Source organism: Pedobacter frigiditerrae, assembly GCF_004331645.1.
Taxonomy (GTDB): Bacteria; Bacteroidota; Bacteroidia; order Sphingobacteriales; family Sphingobacteriaceae; genus Pedobacter; species Pedobacter frigiditerrae.
In genome coordinates this window covers 415,202-434,960 of sequence record NZ_SJSK01000004.1, presented here as the reverse complement: position 1 = coordinate 434,960, position 19,759 = coordinate 415,202, and the positions used below count along the sequence as shown (strand labels likewise).

Sequence of the window (19,759 nt, the reverse complement as noted above, 5' to 3'; positions counted from 1 at the left end):
ATGGATAAGGGTTCAAGAGATAAAAAATTGAGACAACTTTATAATGTGACTAAAGAATTTGCTAGAATTTTTTTAGTGTGGTTGGGTATTCTACTGACATTAAGTGTTTTTGAAGTTCTATTTAATGGATTTACACATGAATTTCCAGAATATATCTTTAGTGTAATTGGACTTTCTTTAATTAAAGGTGTGGTTTTTTGGCTCAAATGGTTATGGTTAGAATATTTGCTGTTTGTGATTATATATTTCGTTTCGAAAAAGTCTGCTATAGTTATCAGTTATGTTTTAATTTTTCTTTTGGCAATAACCCAGTTACTACTGATTAATTATTTTAATGCTTCTTTGTTACCTTTAGGCGGCGATTTGTACGGCTATTCTATTGCAGATATTAAACAAACTGTTGGTGCTTCTGGAAGTTTAAACGCCTGGATTATCTTGGGTTTTTTGTTGCTGCTTGCAGGAATAATATTTGTCTTGAGATTCTTCCCAAAAAGAATTAAGATATCCGGAAAGATCGCTATGACATTTCCGATAATTTCATTTCTATTATTGCTTGTTAATGCAAATTCAATTGGCAGTACAGCTTTTCAGTCAGATTTTGCAAATAACCTTGTTATAAATAAGTCTGATTACTTTTTTTCAGCATCTTATGATTATTTCTTTCCTCAAACTGATGACGTAGATATCTACAGTGATGGTTACATAGCAGATTATGAAAGTGGTAATTCGAGCTTAGTAAATTTTGAATATGTTAATGAGAGTGAATATCCTTTTTTGCATAAAGAGCAAACGGCTGATGTACTAACTCCTTTTATAAATCCCGGTAAAGCCCCACCAAATATTGTTTTTATTTTGGTTGAAGGATTAGGCAGGGCGTTTACTAATGAAGGTGCATACTTGGGTAATTTTACGCCTTTTATAGATTCTCTTGCTAACAAAAGTTTGTACTGGAAAAACATTTTAAGTGAAGGTGGTAGAACATTTGCTGTTTTACCGTCATTAATGGGATCTCTGCCATTTGCCAAAAATGGATTTCTTGAATTAAATGATCAAATGCCAGATCATTTGTCTTTATACAGTTTATTGAAGCATAATAATTACCGTACTTCATTTTATTATGGCGGCGATTCAAAATTCGATAACATGAAAACCTTCTTGCAAAAAAATGCAGTTGATGAAATAAGGGATGGCGTAAGTTTTCCGAATGGATATACAAAATTACCTGTGCAAAATGGTTTTACATGGGGTTATGCTGATGATCAGTTGTTTAATTATTTTTTAAATACAAGAAACCAAGTGGCTCAAAAGCCTGAGTTAAGTGTGGTTCTAACAGTTGCAACGCATAATCCATTTTTAATCAATAACCAAGACAAGTACCTCAAGTTATTTGAAGCAAGAATGAGGCAGCTAAATTTCGAAGAGGAAAAGAAGGTAGCCTATCGTAATTATAAACTGCAGTATTCTAGTGTCCTGTATACAGATGATGCACTACGAAATTTCTTTGTTAAGTATCAAAAAAGAAGTGATTATGCCAATACGATTTTTGTGATTACTGGCGACCATAGGATGCCAGAAATACCGATGAATAATAAAATTGATCGCTATCATGTTCCATTGATCATATTCTCACCAATGCTAAAACGTACTGCTCAAATGGAATCCATCTCAACACATTTTGATATAACGCCAAGCATTTTAGCCTACTTAAAAACAAATTATAAGATGAAAATCCCAACTCAGTCAAGTTGGATGGGAACAGGATTAGATACTGCCCGTAATTTTAGGAACGTACATCAATACCCAATGATTCAAACAAAAACAGATATGTTGGACTTTGTCATGGGAGAATATCACTTAAATGGAAATACTTTATTCAAGTTGAACAGTGATATGCAAGAAGTGGCTGTTGAAGATGAAAGTGTTCTTAATGAAATGAAAAACAAATTCGCAAGCTTTAAAAAGCGAAATAATAAAATAGCTAACGGCGCCAAAATATGGCCAGATTCGTTAATAAAGAATTATTCTCCAAATAAACAATAACTACTTTTTGTTGGCTTGTTCCTTTAAAATGGTTGTCATAAGTGGCCTGTAAAAATTCCAGAAAAAACTCTTGCGTTCCATTTTGTCTTCTGTATCATACATCAAGAACTTAAAAAATTCTATACCTCTAAAGTAGGAGGTGGTCATCGATAATGGATTGTCACAAAAATCTCCAGAGAAATAATAGAATTGGTAATCGTTTCCTTTGTGCATTAAAATTGCAGGAAAACTAGCAGGAATGCCATACTTCGCTAATTCTGCTTTTCCTTTTTGATTAGTACTAATTTCAAAGTTTGATATATTTTGATTGACCTTGTTGTTCGGTATGATCACATCAAACCAAAATGGATATTTCATCCTTTCTGGCAAACCAAACTCCTCAATGCCATACTTATTGGTCACAATCATAGGGATATCATTGGTTAAGTGCGTGGTATCCTCCAAAATTACAACTTGGTCAAGATCACTCACAAAGGCAATGCCAGCCCGTTTAAACGTCCATTTATTATTATTGGAGGTTTTATAGTTTTTAACTAACCATTTCGGAAGTTCAGTATTTCTTAAGGTATCAAGGCTATCGAAATATCTAGCTGTCCATCCTGTCCAATGCATACCAAACATGCTTTCAAACCGGCTCCTGTTTTGTTGAGTGGTTGGAGAACCAATGGTATTAAATTCTGTAACGATAAGCTTTTTTTTAGCTTTCATTAACGCTAAAAAATCTAAATCCTTTTCACTCAAGCCCCCATATAATATTCCAGAGCTACGCTGATCGGTATGTTGATTATACCACTCTTTCTTGTAGATGCCATAGGTGTCGGTAAAATAGGCAATATCAGCATCCTCACTTAACTGTTTTAATTGATTATTAGTAAAACGTTCTAAGCCTTTAAGTCTAAACTTTTCATTGTCTTTAGGGAAAAATCCGAAATAGTCGTTACTGATATTATATCTTTTTGTATTGGTTTTGGTTAATCTCTCGTGATTTAAAATCCAGGTTAAGGAAATATGTTCTTGTCCATCTCTTGTTAAAACCGTTTTGTCTATAATGGCCACTACCATTTTCTTTTTGGGTTTAACCAACCAAAATATGAACATCAGTACTGGAATAGCAAAAATGAAGGCTACAAAGAGAACAAGCTTGTTTTTTTTCATGATCACTAAAATCTTCTAATGTAACCTATGCTCGCATCAAACTGATTGCCCTTAACGCCTTTTAAATATTCTTGATTTTCTAAACCTATATTAAATGTTAAAATATTAAATGTTTTGATTGATTTCCTTAAGCCCAAAGATATACTGTTAGATTTTAGCTTGTAATTTGTAGTGTTAATCAATACGTTGTTTTGCTCATCCGGCGATATGCCAGTTCCTAAACTTAAGCTTAAATAGTCATCAGCACCACCAAAATAATACCTTGTATTTAACGAAAATGATTGAGAAACGTTACTTGTTGAAGGGGTTAGGTATGTCCTGAAGTTAAACCAGAAATTCTTGTAGTATTTGCCAATGGATGCAGTATAAATAAAAGTATTGTCACCAAACCTCAAATATCTAAATCCGGCATCCGCTTCGAAACTATTCGGCAAGTTAGCATACAGGGAAAATCCAGCTCTATATTTTGGAAATACGCCCGCCTCTGTTGCGTAACCACCACTTACATAAGCATAAAAAGTATTCGAAATTCTAGGATAGGCATCAATTTCAAATTGCAAACCACTGCTGTTAAACCTGTTCGCATAATTTACTCTGCCAGCAATAGAACCATATTTAGTTTGTCTACTATAATCAATACTCGCAACATGCCAAGGGTCTGCAAACTGCTTATCAAAATAAATGAAGCTATAATTAACACCAACCTTATTTTTTGCACTATTTTTCTTGACCCTACTTGCTAAAGAGCGTGCTTCCGTTAACCCTGGGTTCTTCTTTAAGATATCAGCCAATAACACATCAGCCTCTTCCCAACGTTTTAAATCATTGAGCAGTTTTGCCTTTAATAAATTTAAAGGTTCAGAATTAGTAACAGCCTTAAGACCTTTGTTAACAACGGTCAAGGCTTTAGTTGTGTTTTCATTCCAGAACTCTAAATTACCTAGGGCAACATAGGCATCCTCGTAGGTTGGTTGTTTATCAATGATGTAATTAAATTCTGCCCTAGCGCTATCTGTTTTTTTACTCCAGGTATATAGTCTTCCTAAAAATACCCGTATGTCTGCATAATCAGGGCTTCCTTGCAGTGCGATTCTACTCAAGCTGATTGCTTTTGGATAATTTGACTCCTCAAATGCTGCTTTACGTGCTTGTGAAAAAAGATCGTCGGCACTTTGAGCGAAGGTGAAGATGCTACAGGCCAAAAGTAAAAATGTAATAAGGGATATGCGAAATTTCATCGGTTAGCTATTTTTTCTGTCTTATTGACACGTGTTTAAAGTTAACTAAAAAAGCAAAAAAAGCAATGTTTGAGTTAATGTTGTTAAACTAAATAGCATTTATAATGTATAAAAAAGGCTTGCCAAATTGCAAGCCTTTGTGTTCCCGACGAGATTCGAACTCATATCGATGGTACCGGAAACCATAATTCTATCCATTGAACTACGGGAACATTTCTGCAAATATATAGAAACATCTGTTTAAATGATAGATTGTATTAATTCGTATTTAGAATAAGTTAATAATCTTAACTAAACTGTTAGGCAATATATGCTGAAAATTGTATTTTGCCTCTTCAAAATATTTTATGCGCTTTCAATCTATTTTTATTCTTGTTTTTCTTGTGCTTTCCTTTGCTAAGATTAATGCTCAAACCTATAACGTAACAAGCACTGCAGATAACGGGCCCGGAACGCTGAGACAAGGCTTATTAAATGCAGCGGTTGCTAATAGGACATCTCCGTATATCATAAATTTTCAACTTTCTGGAGATCCAACAGATAATGCAAACAGAACAATTAGATTAAGATCGGCATTGCCAATCATAACTTCTAATACTATTATAGATGGAAGTTCACAAAATTGGGCTGCGCTAGGCGTTTCTGGGGCAAAAATCATTATAGAACCAGAAAATGCAAATACTACGTTTTCTGGATTAATTATTGGCCAGTTTTCGTCTACAAGTGTGCAAACCACAGCGGTAGAAGTTTATGGGCTATACCTTAGGAATTTTGCTACAATTACAAATCTGCAATCAGTAAATACAAGTCAGGGTTCTGGAATAATTATAGATTATAGGTCTAATGACATTACAATTGGTGCCCCAGGAAAAGGGAATGTGATAAGTGGAAACATTAACGGGATTCTTATTCAGAATTCTACTGTATTTGTAACCCCTAATCCGTTGAGCAAACTTAAGATAAGGTCTAATATAATCGGTTTGTTTTACGATGGAATAACCGCAAATACGAACGTTTATGGAGTATCTGCAAGTTTGTATGATTGCTCTTTAGATGTTGGAGGCGATAATGCTGGAGAAGGAAATGTAATCGCAGCAAACAGAATAAATTTAGATATTAAAAGATTTAGTTCTACAAGTACAAGATTTGATATCAATATTATAAACAATAAAATAGGTGTTGATGTAACTGGACAAAAGGATTTTCATGAACTACCTATTTTTCTTTCCTCTTCTTCTTTAGAAATCGCTGGGCTTAAGGTTGATGCGGTTAATTCGGCACTCTATGTGCGTAATAATGTAATTGGTGGGAATAGAACAGTAGGGGTTTCCATTGTCAATTCTGATTTTATTTTAACAGGAAACGCCATTGGAACAGACGTTAATGGTAACCTAGATATGGGTAATGGCATTGGAGTTCAGATTGGTATTAATGGAATTGGAACAGTAGGAGGAGGGGCAACTGCGGAGAAAAATATTATTTCCTATAACAATTTCGGGATAGAAACAACTTCATCAAAAGCAGTAAAGATTACTAGAAATAGTATGTATTGTAATAAAACATTCGGAATAGGAAAAACTTTAAGTATTCTCCAGCCGTACATTCAAATTCTGAAAAAACGTGCGGATTATGTTTCAGGAAAAGCGACACCTAACTCTGAAGTCGAATTGTTTTTCTCTCAAAACTGTAATGGCATTTGTGAAGGTAAAACATACATTAAAACTGTACAGGCAGGAAGTGATGGTAAATGGGAATATAATGGGGCTGTAAGTGGAAATGTTACAGCAACCGCTAGTTTACTAAATGCAACAACATCACCTTTCTCAACAGCAGATTTATTGCCAAATGAAGCAATTATAGAGCCTGTAACTTGCAATGGAAATGGTTCGATAACTATTCCAGAAGACCGTGAAGGGTTTACATTTAGTTGGGTTAAAATAGAAACAGATAACAGCCGTACCTCAAAAGGAAATACACAAAGCATTAGTGGTTTAGATGTAGGTACTTATGAAGTAACAATTGATGATGGTTGTAAAGCTTTTTCAAGCATACATATTGTCAAGGATCAAAAGTTAACTAAACCAACAATTATACCTCCAGCTCCAGCCTGTGGCCAAACTGTTTTTACTTTTACTGCAGAAGTTTTAAGAGGTAAGGGAACAATTCGTTACCAATGGATAAATACAGCTAATGCAGTTGTTAGCAATAATAATCCAGCTTCATTACCAGAAGGTACATATTTTGTTCGTGTTACTGATGATGCAGGCTGTAAACTAGATTCTGATCCAATAACAATTAGCCGAAAACCACAGCCTAAGATTAAAACACAAGGTGTACCGGTAGCAGCAGCTTGCGGAAAAGCAAATGGTTCTATAAAAGGAATTGTTTGGGATGATGTAACAGGAACTGCAACATACAAATGGTTTAAACATGATCCTGTAACAGGGGTAATAGGCACTACGGAAGTTTCTACATCATTAGACTTAGAAAATGTAGAAGGTGGTGGTTATACCATTATGATTTACGATCAAGGTCAATGTTCTCCAGTTTCCCAAAGATATAATATCAATATTTACAATACGGTAGTTATTAGTGGTGGCGCAATTACTCCTGGCAGATGCGGATTGAACAATGGTATGATTAGTAGTCCGACAATAACAGATGCAGATTATTATGAATGGAAAGATGCTGCTGGTGTTTCTCTTAAAAAAGGAGTTTATTCTACAGGTATGCAAATTGGTTTAACTGATTTAGCACCTGGAACTTACACGCTTACGGCAAGTAACACGCTTTATACTTGCGCAATTAACAGGTCGTTTATTGTTACTGCCTTAGAGCCACAATTATTTACATTCACAGAAACTAAAATTAATACAACTTGCGAGCTTATTAATGGCAGTATCACACTTAATTATACTTCAACAGTAAGACCTTCAAGATTTGAATGGAGAAATGAAGCTGGAACCATTATCCCTGGCACAATTTCAGAGATCAAAAATATCCCGGCAGGTAGTTATACCTTATACGCTTGGGATATTAATAATTGCCAATCTGTTCATGGTCCATTTGCAATTACAGCAACACCAAAATTAACAATATCACCAAATAGCGGAGTTACGGTAAAAGATGGTTGTAGCTTAAAACGTGGTTCCGTAAAGGGCATTCAAGTTGTTGGTGGTGTGCCAGATTATGATTATAAATGGATTGATGAGGCGGGTGATGCGGTTCAATTCACTAAAGATTTGATAAATGTAGGTAGCGGTAAATATCGTTTAGAAGTTAGGGACAAATCAAGTTGTGGTTATGCCATCAGTCAAGTTTATGAAGTTTTAGACGAGCCATTTAAAATAGAAGCTCCTGTTGTAAACGATATTAGGATTTGCTATGTGTCTGACATTGCTGTGCCTATTATAGGAAAGCAAGAGGGAACCTATCAATTATTTGCAGATATGGGCGATGATAAACCGATTTTGGAAACTACAAATGGTGTTTTCAACTTTAAGGTAAGTAAAACTGCTGATTATTATATCAAGAGAAAATTAGGCTCTTGTGAAAGTACATTTACAAAAATGCATATTGAAGTAACGCATGATAACTTAGAGTTAGGAAACGTAATAACACCCAATGGTGATGGATTGAATGATTTCTGGATGGTGAATGGTTTGCCAGATTATAAAGGTAACAACATTAAGGTTTATACAAGAGATGGACAATTGGTTTATGAATCTATAGGTAATTATACGAAACCTTTTGATGGCAGGTTTAGAGGTAAGGACTTGCCAGCAGGAGTTTATTTTTACGTGATAGATTTACGCTCAGAATGTAAACCAATAAGTGGTAGTATTACTTTGTTACGTTAAAACTGACGAGTAGAACATCTAACTTGGTAACGGTTATTAAGCAAAAAGCCTAATACAATTTCATGTGTGCCTCGATTAACAGCGCGCAATGCTGAAGTATTTACATCATAAGAATAACTTAGGTTAACTAATGATGCAACATTGAAGCCTGCAAGCATTGAGAATGCGTCATTATTTCTATAGCTTGTGCCAACCCAAAATCTATCCTGATAAGCTAACTTCAAATTTGCATCAACAGCAGCTGGAGAATTTAGATGGTAGCTTGCTAAAAATGAAGGAATCATGGCGATGTCTTCATCCAAAAATATTTTATATCCAGCAGTTGCATAAACGGTAGTAGATTGATAAGGTAACGATACCGATTTATTATCTTCAATTACACTTCTAGAACCCAACAGTTGTTTTGCAGAAGCACCCATGAAAAACCTCGGACTGTATAACCATAAACCAAAACCTACATCTGGTCTAAATCTATTGTTATAGTCTGCTGTAAATAAAGGGTCGGTATTGCTTTGGGCAATTACGTCAGTTGCATTAAAACTTAAAAAATTAACCCCTGCGGATGCGCCAACAGCTAAGTTTACATCATTACTAATGCCAAGATGATAAGCGTAAGTGAGGTTGAAACTACTTTGCCTAATTAAGCCAGCTTTATCGGTCATTGCAATTAAACCTATACCATGATGTGGTTCTGCTGCCGTGTATGAGTTTACATAACTTCTGCTTAATGGATTATAGCCTTTAGAATTAAATGAATTTATTGAGCTTCTTACAAAATCTTCACCCAATGGCATACTAAGTGAGGCATATTGGGTACTAGGCGCTCCATCCAAACCCGACCATTGTTTTCTGTAGCCTAATTTTACATCAATATAACTGTCGATACCAGATAAGGCAGGGTTTAGTAAATAATTATTGAAAATGTATTGAGTGCTTCGAGGGGTTTCTTGTCCGTAGCTCAAATTACAGATGAGCAGAGCGATAATAAAAGCACAAAAATGTTTCATTAAGAATTAATTACAACTTATCTCGCTAAGATAATAAGTTGTAACTAATTCTATAGTATATTCTAAACAATTATTTCTGCATTACCATCACGCCGTTCATTACAAAAGTAGAGCCGGCAGAGGCAACCATGTTATATACCTTTTGTGTGCCACCAGCAAATTCTTCCTTTTTCCATACTACAAAAGCTTCGTATTTCCCTGTTAATTCGTTTAGGCAAAGCACTTCTTCACCTTCTTGTATTGCTCCAATTTTTAAATTGCCTTTTTTAGTAAGCATGGGGTGATTTGGTGTAGCTTGTAACACTTTGGTACTTAATTTAATTTCGGTTGCAGTTGAAGTTTTTATGCTCTTTTCTGCAACTAAAGTTAACTTGGTTAAGGCATAGTTTTTAGCATCATGCTCCGTTAACTCTTTAACCTTTACTACAGCAGTCTTTTTTGTAGATGGATCTATCGTTAAAACATCATCGCCAGCTTTAATATCTTTGAGCAATTTTTTCGAACCATCTGCCATTGTAACTTCTTCATCACCAGGAAAGCAAATATCACTACCATAAGTTGCAGCTTCTTCAGATAGGTTTTTCCCACTATTTAAAACCTTATATTGCTGATAACTTAGTTCTTTTGATATAATATAAGATAACTTTAGGATAAAGTTTTTTTCTTCTTTATTAATGTTGTCAATGTCTTGAAAGTATTTTTCCCATACTGTGCCTTCCGCAGTAAAATTAGGAATTAGTGCCTGATAGATTTTTCCCTTCTCTGTTGTGTAAAACACCATTACACCTAATTCTTGCATCCCTTCCTTAGCTAACAATTTATATAGATCGATTCGCTTTTTTAATCCATCATCTCCAGTAATAAAATAAGGCTTTCTAGCCTCGTATCTATCTAAAATGTATGTGTTGTCAAATTTAATATAGGTGTCTTTATCCAAATCTGCGATGGCATATTTTTTAGCTTTTTCATACTCCACCATTGTAATTGGTCGTGGATTTACAGTTTTTTGTTGAGCCTGAGCAAAGTTGATTACGATGCTCAAACTTAAAATAAGTAGCAATTTTTTCATTTTATTAAATTGTTTGTTTATGAAATATCTTTGAATGCTTCTGCAAATGCCTTCATCTCATCCATTCTGCCAATGCTAATCCTACACCATTCTTTGTCGCTAAACTTCCAAGTTCTAATGCTTACGCCTCTTTTGTTCATTTCTTGAGCAAATTTATTTCCGGATATTTTGATAGGGAACATTACAAAATTTGCCGAAGATGGGATGTAATCATAACCTTCGGCTTTTAGCACACTATAGAGGTATTCTTTTGATGCTGTTGTTTTTGCCAAAGCATCTTTTAAAAATTCTGTTTCTTGATAAGCAATAGTGGCGGCAGCAATTGTTGGGGCAGTTAAACTCATCATGCCAGTTGAGTAAGCGGATAAACTTCTTACGGTCTCTGGCAAAGCAACGATATAGCCACAACGCAATCCTGCGAAGCCATAGAGTTTAGAGAATGTTCTTGCTACAATAACATTCGAACCTTTTTTAACCATGTCAATCATACTAGCGGCTTTTGGATCTGGCAAGTAATCAATATAAGCTTCATCAATAAATACAGGTACTTTTTTGCTTACCCTTTCACAGAATGCAGCAAGTTTAGCGGTATCAAGAATAGTAGCTGTAGGATTATTGGGATTGCAGATGTAAATCAATGCTGTTTTATCATTGATTTTAGCTTCCATTGCATCTAAATCAATTTTGTAATCGCTTGTTAATGGTGTTTTTATCCATTTAGCGCCATGTTTTTCAGCATCTGCTGGAAGGTCGTTGTAAGAAGGGTCAGCAGAAATTATCTCTCCGCCATTTTTTGCAAAAAATAAGGATGCAGCAAGTAATATTGGAGATGAGCCAGCATCCATCATGATATTGCTTTGTTGTATGCCTTCATGAGTAGCAATTTTGCTGGTTAACTCACGCATGTGCATGAAAGGATATTGATAACTGGTATCTAAGGCTTTTTTCATTGCTTTTTTAGCCGCTTTAGATGGTCCAAAAGGATTTTCATTAGCAGACAACCTAGCCTTCATGGTGGGTTGAGCTCTTAAAACCGCAAATTTATCGGCAAAGCTGTCGCTCATTACTCGTTGCTGAATGCTGCGTGGCATTGCTGAGATTTTGTTTAATGCTCCAGAAAAGAAGGTTGCTGCTCCGGCCATAATGGCTGTGGATTTGATCCAGCTTCTACGGTTAAATGTGTTTGCCATAATAATTTGTTTTAGGTTATCCTTTTGTTTGGGTTGGGTATTTTAATCTTGATTCTGTGGTTCTAGCATGTATATCGGTCACAACGCTTCTTGCCGATTCTAATGCACCAGCCATCCATGCGTTTAAATAAGTTAAATGTTCGCCAGCAAAATAAATGTTGCCATCTGGTTTAAGCATAGCGGGATAAGAATTTTTCCTGGTCTCGGTATTATAAACAGCCCATCCGCCCATACTGTATTTTGTTTTATGCCAACTTACAGAAAGCGAACTTTCAAATTCCTTGTCATATTGCGGATGGATCAATCTTCCTTTTTGCAGCGCTAGTTTTTCTCTTTCGGCATAACTTAAATCGCTTACCAGCGCAGCTTTTTCATTAAAATTGTAATAACCAATTAGAATTCCTTTTTTACTCAAATAATCATAAGATGGATAAAATATTTGGGTTAATTCATTGTTGGTATGTGTTATACCGCCATAGATATGTTCATCTTCTTCCCAAAATCGACGTTTAAACTGTAAGCCAATTTTACCTGTTTTGTTATATTCTATAAAATCTATAGCTCGATTTACTTCTGAAGAAAAATTGTTTTTTACATTGCTTAATACAGGTAAGGGTAGGGTACAAATACACAAATCTCCTTGTAACTCGTGTTCTCCGGTTTTGTCCTTGTAAATAATTTTTACCCCTTCAGTTGTATTGTCGATGGCTAATACCTCAGCATTTAGTTTTAGCATTGGTGCAACTTTCTTTTCAAAAGCTTGTGCAATTTTGTCCATCCCACCCACAGCTTGAAACATGGTCATCTGCAACTCGTAAGTGTATTCGGCAACATTGTAAAAATCCGGATCCATTAAACCCGATTTGATAATGTCGGCCAATTTGTAGGGGTCAGTAATAATTCCAGGTTTATTCCCGGCGCCAGGCGATTCGATGTATCCTCTTCGGGCAGATGCCTTATATAATTTATCTACGTCCAATCCACCTTCTGCCATTAAATATTCAATAATTTTTTGTCCGTCTTCTTTGGTTAAGGCACTATCTAAATTCGAATCCATTGTTTTAGAAAGCATTTCTGCCATATAACCCCTTATGTCGTTATGAATTTCCCTATTACGTACCTTTTTATTAGAAAGTGCACCTTTCCCTTCGGCGAAAAAGTAAGTGCTTTCGTTAACATTGTTATAAACCTGAATAGGAACACCTAATTCCTTGCAATAATGTAAGGTTAGTTCATGGTTATGTGGGATACGTGAGGGACCGGCATTAAAATATAATCCTTCATCAAATTTTGCAGAAACTAAGGGCTTATCATGCTCTAAATGTGAACTTCCATTTTTAATGCTCCAGCAGCGTCCGCCAGTTCTTTCCCTCGCTTCAAGAATGGTACATTCGTAACCTAATTTGGTTAACTCATAAGCCGAGGCCAATCCGGCTAAGCCGGCTCCTAAAATGATTACCTTTTTGCCATTTCCTTTTTTTTCTAAATTAAATGCATGGGCAGGTGCCGACTTTAAAAGGCCTAAAGCAATCATTGCTGGATAGCTAGCGCTTGCTAAAAGACCACTTTTGCTTAAAAAATCGCGTCTTGATATAGATTTCAAAATTTCCGGAGCTTATTATAGCAAATATTGAAAATAAAAATGAATATTTTTGAGCGAAAATATGATTTATGCAATTTTTTAAGCATAAATGTTGTGACATAACTACTAGTTTGGTAGTGTCTCTAATGTAGGGTGTTATATTTTGCTTAAATTTTACGCTAAATCATATCTTGAATTGAAAATTAATGAAAAATAAGCCTTCATTATTTGAATTTTGTGTTTTATTTTTATTGTTTAGCTAAAATTTCTCTAAAATTTTAATTTGGATTTTTTAAAAAGAAAAAGCCACATTTGCAGAACGATGAACTAAAATTGGGTTATGGAAGAACTGCTGGTAGACGAAGTATTGCAATTGTTGGAAAATGAGAGTGATAGGCAGTTAAAAACCTATTTAAATGAACTGAATATTTCAGATGTAGAACATTTAATAGACGAGCTTCCGCAACACGCTGTTAAGTTTATCGAAACACTTTCCATAAAAAGGGCCGTTAACGTTTTTCGTATCCTCGATTTCCCTACACAAGAGCGTATCATTAAAAAGCTGCAGAGCAATAAATTAACTGAAATTATCAGGCAATTGCCTCCAGATGATAGAACTGCACTCTTAGGGGAATTAAAAGGAGATGCTGTTAAAAAATTGCTTGTTCTTTTGTCAGATAACGATAGGATAGAGGCGCTGCACCTTTTAGGTTATGAAGAAGATAGTGTGGGCAGAATGATGACGCCAGATTTCATTGCCGTTAAAATAGACTGGACAGTTAGCAGAGTGCTTTCACATATACGCCGATATGGCAAAAACTCTGAAACCATTGATGTTGTTTACGTAATTGATAAGGATGGCATTTTGTTGGATGATATTCGAATTCGTGAAATTCTATTGGCAGACCCCGAAGTTAAAATTGGTGAGCTGACAGATAATAGATTAATTGCTTTAAAGGTAAATGACCCTCAAGAAGAAGCTATCAATGTTTTTAAGATGAATAATAGAGTGGCTTTACCTGTAATAGACGACCAAAATGTACTATTAGGTATTGTAACGATTGATGATATCTTATGGATTGCCCACGAGGAATATTCTGAGGACATACAAAAAATGGGAGGTACCCAAGCATTGGATGAACCCTATTTAGATGTTTCTGTTTTTGAACTCTATAAAAAACGTGTGATTTGGCTAATCGTGTTGTTTTTTGGTGAATTGCTAACCATTGCAGCGATGTCGAACTTTGAACATGAAATTGCAAAGGTTGTTATTCTGGCAACGTTTATTCCTTTAATTATTTCTAGTGGTGGTAACAGTGGTTCGCAAGCAGCTACGCTTATTATCCAGGCCATGGCATTGGGAGAGGTAACCATTAAGGATTGGTGGGATGTCATGAAAAGAGAAATTCTTTCGGGCATTTTCTTAGGCTCAACACTTTGTCTGCTGAGTTTCAGTGTAATTTTAGCTTGGCATTTTATCATGCCCTCTTTTAGCGAACATTATATTTTAATTGGCTTGGTAGTGGGTTGCTCGTTAGTTGGTGTTGTGCTATGGGGAACATTAATGGGGTCGATGTTGCCTTTATTGCTTAAAAAACTAGGCGCCGATCCCGCTGCTTCATCAACGCCTTTTGTAGCAACGCTAGTAGATGTTACTGGCTTAATCATTTACTTTTCTTTTGCGATGTTGTTTTTAAAGGGTATATTGCTTTAAAGCTTTTTCGTCATTGAGAGTACTACCTATGGGGGTAATTCCCTCATTCCATTATAAGCCAAGAGTGTGGTTATAGTGAAGTGCCAAGCAACGGTCTTTATTAATACTACAGCGAGCGATGAAGCTTGCGATGAGCTTGTTATAACGAAGGATAAACGAAGGATAAACGAAGGATGAACGTAAGATGAACGAAGGATGATTAATTAACCACTATGCTTTAATACTACTTCAAGTAAGGATAAACAACTATTGATTTCATCATATTTGTAGCAAAAAAAGCCACTTCAACTGAAGTAGCTTTTAAAATTTTATCGTTCCGGTTGGTGAGACACCAAACGATAGGCAACTTGTCTCCCTCTCCTTCAGGAGAGGGTCGGGGTGAGGTTTAAACGTTAAATCTAAAGTGCATGATGTCGCCATCTTCCACGACATAAGTTTTTCCCTCTACGCCTAATTTTCCAGCTTCTTTACACGCCGCTTCAGAACCTAAGGTTACAAAATCGTTATACTTAATAACTTCGGCACGAATAAATCCTTTTTCGAAGTCTGTGTGAATTACACCGGCAGCTTGAGGGGCAGTGAAGCCTTTTGTGATAGTCCAGGCTCTTACTTCTTGCACACCAGCAGTAAAGTAAGTGTATAAATCTAACAAACGATAAGCAGCTCTAATTAGTTTATTTACACCAGATTCAGTTAAACCTAAATCCGCTAAAAACTCTTGACGTTCTTCGTAGCTTTCTAATTCAGCAATCTCTGATTCGATTTTAGCAGAAATAACTAAAACCTCAGCATTTTCTTCAGCTACACTAGCCTTAACTAAATCGACATATTTATTACCGTCAATTACCGAAGCTTCATCAACGTTACAAACATACATTACTGGTTTCTGGGTTAATAAACCCAAATCTTCAATAAAATCGAAGTCATCTTTTTCTACGTTAGCAGTGCGGATAGATTTTCCAGTTTCTAAATGTGCTTTAAAAACAGAAAGGATATCGAAAGTTCTTTTGGCTTCTTTATCAGTTTTAGCCATTTTTTCTACTTTCTGGATACGTTTGGTAACGGTATCTAAATCTTTTAACTGTAATTCAGTATCAATAATTTCCTTATCACGAATTGGATCAACAGAACCATCTACGTGAATTACGTTTCCATCATCAAAACAACGCAAAACGTGTATAATTGCACTTGTAGCCCTAATGTTTCCTAAAAATTGATTACCTAAACCTTCACCTTTAGATGCACCCTTTACTAAACCTGCGATGTCTACAATCTCAATTGTATTAGGTTGTACTTTGTTAGGTTTTACTAAATCAGCTAGTTTGGTTAAACGCTCATCCGGAACGGTAATTACACCAATATTTGGTTCGATTGTACAGAACGGAAAATTAGCTGCTTGAGCTTTTGCGTTAGATAAACAGTTAAATAAGGTTGATTTACCAACATTTGGTAAGCCAACTATACCACATTGTAATGCCATTTATATTTTTAATTTACGATTTACGATTTACGATTTTACTTTTTGTATTCCCTTCGGGATGATTTCACTGATTAAAATGATTTCACCGATTTTAGCTCTGTTTTTCGGTTTTGCACTTTCAACCTTCAACCTTTCTAAAGGGCGCAAAGATATTAATTTTTAAGGCCTTTGCCTAGTAAATAATTCAATGCTAAACATTAACAATGGTAATATGTTTATATTTGATAACTGAGAATAATTTAAACTAAAAATGGAAGAAATTAACGAAACGCAATTAGAACCCAAAGAAGAACAAGCTTTAGCTGTTACAGAAGAAATTAGGAGTTATATTTATGAAACAGCAAAATGGGCCAGTTTTTTGGCTATCGTTGGTTTTGTATTAACGGGATTGCTTGTTGTTTGTGCTTTTATGTTTGGGGCAATCATGAGCTCGAGCCCAGAACTTGCTTTAATGACGGGAGAGCTTGCAAAAGCTGGCAGTGCGGTTATTACGATTGTGTTTTTAATCTATGCTTTTGCTATATTCTATCCAAGTTTATTGATGTTTAAATATGCTAATAAAGCTAAAGTTGGTATTTTATATGGAGAACAAGATAGCTTGAATGAAGCAATGGGTAAAATGAAATCGCTATTTAAATATTGGGGTATTATAACCATCATTATCTTGAGCTTATACATCATTACTATTGTTGGTGCTGTACTTGGAAATAGCGCAGCGGGATAATTTGAATGAATGCCTACTCGGCCTTTGTTGAGGTGTAAAAATGTAATCCTTGTCAGTTAAATCTGGCAAGGATTTTTTGTGCCTATTAAATGCAAGCTTTAATTCATCTCAATCGGTGTCATACCATTCTCTTTACTCCATGTAAGAGTTGCAGTTATCAAACACAAACTAAACACGGGGTTTAATAGGAGTTAACAGGGGTAAAATCCCTGTTAACTCCCTGTTATATCCCTGTAGTGTCCCTGTTAACCCCCTGTTGGTGTAAAAGAGATATCAGACAATCCTTAGCGGAGGGTAACACTAACCTTGGTTAGGTAACTGGTACAATATCTTATGAATTTGACATTCAATTTTTCAGGACACAAAAAAAGTCCCGACCAATTGGTCGGGACTTTTTTAATATGTGATTTTCTTAAAAAGAAAAATCGTCGCTATCTGTTTTTGGCGTATGCGTATATTCTGCATTTTCAGAATATTCATAACGTTTTTCAACTACATCCTGATGAGATTTGATATACTCTACAGTTTCAGTTAAACCTTCAGTAAACTTTTCAAAATCTTCTTTATATAAAAAGATTTTATGTTTTACAAATACACCATCTTCTAATCTCTTTTTACTTTCTGTTAAAGTAAGGTAATAATCGCCTGAACGTGTTGCCTTTACATCAAAAAAATAGGTGCGTTTACCCGCTCTTACTTTCTTGCTAAAAACCTCTTCTCTCTCTTTGTTGTCAAAATCTCCCATTGTTGTGTGTGCTATTAGTTTAAGGTTGCGGTAAATATAAAGCAATAATTATTAAATCAAAATAGAAATTAGTATCATTTTCGAATAAATTAAATACGTATTAACCGCAATTTTAAGTTAAGCTCAGTTTGTTATCGATTTTCTTCTTCCAATAATTGATTGTCGTACATTTCGGCATAGGCGCCATTATTAGCAAGCAGTTCATTGTGTGTGCCCTGCTCAATAATTTTTCCATCGTCTAAAACAATGATTTTATCTGCGTTTTTAATGGTAGAAATACGATGGGCAATTAAAATGCTGGTTTTGCCTTTCATGATTTTACCCAGGTTACTTAAAATTTCTTCTTCTGTTTTGGTGTCAACTGCCGAAAGGCAATCGTCAAATATTAATATTTTAGGTTCTTTTATTAATGCCCTAGCTATGGAAACACGTTGTTTTTGTCCGCCAGATAAGGTAATGCCTCGTTCGCCTAACATCGTTTCAAATTTCAAATCAAAGTCTACAATGTTATCATAAACAGCAGCATTTTTCGCAGCTTGCTCAACTTGCCCTTCTTCAATAGCGCTTAAGCCAAAGGCGATGTTGTTTTTAATGGTGTCTGAGAATAAAAAAACTTCTTGTGGCACAAATCCAATTTGATTCCTGAAGTTGTTGAGGTTTAAGTTCTTCAATTCCTTGCCGTCTATCTCTATTTGGCCCGCATCGGTATCATACATCCGCATGATGAGGTTTGCCAAAGTAGACTTTCCAGAACCCGTTCTACCAATAATTGCTACAAATTGTCCTTTTTCTACTTCAAAACTTACCTCTCTTAAAGCCTCAATTCCAGTATCTGGGTAAGTAAAGCTTACATTTTTGAAGCTAATTTTTCCATCAAATACAGGTTCTTCAGCATTGCTGGATGTAATGTCTGGTTGGAGTTGTAAAAATTCATTGATCCGTTTTTGTGATGCTGCTGCTCTTTGAATTAGTGTGGTTACCCAACCTAGCATGGTTACTGGAAAGGTTAATTGGTTGACGTAAACAATAAACTCGGCAATGTTTCCTGGTGTGATGGCGCCATCAATTACTTGTTTACCGCCAATATATACTGTTAAAATAGTGCTTAAGCCCACTAATAAAAGCATGGTAGGATAAAACAAGGCCTGAACTTTAACCAGATTCATAGAACTGTTTTTATAAGCAATGCTTTCGGATGCAAAAACATCTTGTACTTGTTTTTCTCTTACATAAGATTTAATTACCCTGATGCCCGAAAACCTTTCTTGTACAAAAGAAGACAATCGTGATAATTGCTCTTGAATTCGCTCACTCTTTTGGTTGATTAAAGTGTTTACAAAATAAATGGTAACCACTAAAATGGGTAGCGGTAATAAACAATAAATAGCTAATGTGCTATTTACATCAAACATAAAGTAGATAATCAGCAAGAATAAAACAGCCGTGTTAATGGTGTACATGATAGCTGGGCCAACGTACATCCTCACTCTATTTACATCTTCGGTAGCACGATTCATTAAATCTCCAGTATTGTTTCTGCGGTAAAAACCCAAGCTTAGTTTTTGATAGTGTGCATAAATTTCGTTCTTCATGTCGTACTCAATATGCCTAGACATTAAAATGATGGTTTGGCGCATGAAAAACAAGAATAAACCTCTCATTAAATAGAGAATCAATATCAATGCACCAAAAAAGAACAAGCTATTGCTAAAGATGTTATAGATGATTTCTTGACGTTCAAAACCGTCAAAAAGTTGGTATATGGCAATGTTCTCTGTTATTAAATTAAAGGCATGGCCAACAACTTGAGCAGGTACCACACCAAAAATATTAGAGATGATGACAAAGAAAACGCCTGGAATTATCCACCACTTATATTTATAGAAGTATTTGTTTAAAAAGAATAGATGCTTCATTTTTGGTAAAGTTAGCCAAAAGAGTTTCTTTTTTTAATA

At 35.3% G+C, this 19,759-nt stretch carries 13 protein-coding genes and 1 tRNA gene; 4 read left to right on the top strand and 10 right to left on the bottom strand.

Annotation, left to right across the window (positions count from 1 at the left end; genetic code table 11):
- Entirely contained in the window at positions 1-2,040 is a 2,040-nt protein-coding gene (locus EZ428_RS17020; RefSeq protein WP_131554389.1) for an LTA synthase family protein, read from the top strand.
- Here EZ428_RS17020 and EZ428_RS17015 read toward each other — a convergent pair whose 3' ends face one another.
- From EZ428_RS17015 to EZ428_RS17005, 3 genes are all read right to left on the bottom strand, one after another.
- Complete coding sequence (locus EZ428_RS17015) at positions 2,041-3,195, bottom strand: hypothetical protein (protein WP_131554388.1); 1,155 nt, start codon at positions 3,193-3,195, stop codon at positions 2,041-2,043.
- A gap of 5 nt (positions 3,196-3,200) precedes the next feature.
- Positions 3,201-4,433 (bottom strand): YaiO family outer membrane beta-barrel protein, encoded by a 1,233-nt coding sequence (locus EZ428_RS17010; RefSeq protein WP_131554387.1) that lies wholly within the window; start codon positions 4,431-4,433, stop codon positions 3,201-3,203.
- 140 nt (positions 4,434-4,573) lie between these two features.
- A tRNA-Arg gene (locus tag EZ428_RS17005) sits at positions 4,574-4,645 on the bottom strand.
- Positions 4,646-4,780: 135 nt separating this feature from the next.
- On the opposite strand from EZ428_RS17005, the gene EZ428_RS17000 reads away from it, so the two are divergent.
- Positions 4,781-8,293, top strand: coding sequence for a gliding motility-associated C-terminal domain-containing protein (locus EZ428_RS17000; RefSeq protein WP_131554386.1), 3,513 nt, complete (start codon positions 4,781-4,783; stop codon positions 8,291-8,293).
- On the opposite strand, the gene EZ428_RS16995 is transcribed toward EZ428_RS17000, so the two are convergent.
- The 4 genes from EZ428_RS16995 to EZ428_RS16980 form a co-directional block, all read right to left on the bottom strand.
- Complete coding sequence (locus EZ428_RS16995; protein WP_131554385.1) at positions 8,290-9,300, bottom strand: PorP/SprF family type IX secretion system membrane protein; 1,011 nt, start codon at positions 9,298-9,300, stop codon at positions 8,290-8,292. The two genes, EZ428_RS17000 and EZ428_RS16995, sit on opposite strands and share 4 nt — an antisense overlap.
- Positions 9,301-9,370: 70 nt before the next feature.
- Entirely contained in the window at positions 9,371-10,369 is a 999-nt protein-coding gene (locus tag EZ428_RS16990; protein ID WP_131554384.1) for a Hint domain-containing protein, read from the bottom strand.
- Positions 10,370-10,386: 17 nt separating this feature from the next.
- A complete protein-coding gene (locus EZ428_RS16985; protein ID WP_131554383.1) occupies positions 10,387-11,559 on the bottom strand; it encodes a pyridoxal phosphate-dependent aminotransferase in 1,173 nt (390 codons plus the stop codon).
- Positions 11,560-11,575: 16 nt separating this feature from the next.
- Entirely contained in the window at positions 11,576-13,162 is a 1,587-nt protein-coding gene (locus EZ428_RS16980; RefSeq protein ID WP_205945740.1) for a flavin monoamine oxidase family protein, read from the bottom strand.
- Between the two features lie 319 nt (positions 13,163-13,481).
- Between EZ428_RS16980 and mgtE the strand changes: the two genes are divergently transcribed.
- Complete coding sequence (mgtE, locus tag EZ428_RS16975; protein ID WP_131554382.1) at positions 13,482-14,855, top strand: magnesium transporter; 1,374 nt, start codon at positions 13,482-13,484, stop codon at positions 14,853-14,855.
- A 385-nt stretch (positions 14,856-15,240) separates the two neighbouring features.
- Here the strand turns inward: mgtE and ychF are convergent, their stop codons facing one another.
- Positions 15,241-16,335, bottom strand: coding sequence for a redox-regulated ATPase YchF (gene ychF, locus EZ428_RS16970; RefSeq protein WP_131554381.1), 1,095 nt, complete (start codon positions 16,333-16,335; stop codon positions 15,241-15,243).
- A gap of 250 nt (positions 16,336-16,585) precedes the next feature.
- Here ychF and EZ428_RS16965 point away from each other — a divergent pair, with 250 nt between their 5' ends.
- The gene (locus tag EZ428_RS16965) at positions 16,586-17,059 is read left to right on the top strand and encodes a DUF5362 family protein (protein WP_131554380.1); all 474 of its coding nucleotides are present in this window, start codon (positions 16,586-16,588) and stop codon (positions 17,057-17,059) included.
- Between the two features lie 412 nt (positions 17,060-17,471).
- Here EZ428_RS16965 and EZ428_RS16960 read toward each other — a convergent pair whose 3' ends face one another.
- Together EZ428_RS16960 and EZ428_RS16955 are read right to left on the bottom strand one after the other, a co-directional pair.
- Positions 17,472-17,804: a DUF3276 family protein gene (locus EZ428_RS16960; RefSeq protein WP_131554379.1), complete on the bottom strand. Its 333-nt coding sequence runs from the start codon at positions 17,802-17,804 to the stop codon at positions 17,472-17,474.
- Positions 17,805-17,935: 131 nt separating this feature from the next.
- On the bottom strand, positions 17,936-19,720 hold the full coding sequence (locus EZ428_RS16955) for an ABC transporter ATP-binding protein (protein WP_131554378.1): 1,785 nt from the start codon (positions 19,718-19,720) through the stop codon (positions 17,936-17,938).
- Positions 19,721-19,759: the final 39 nt, after the last annotated feature.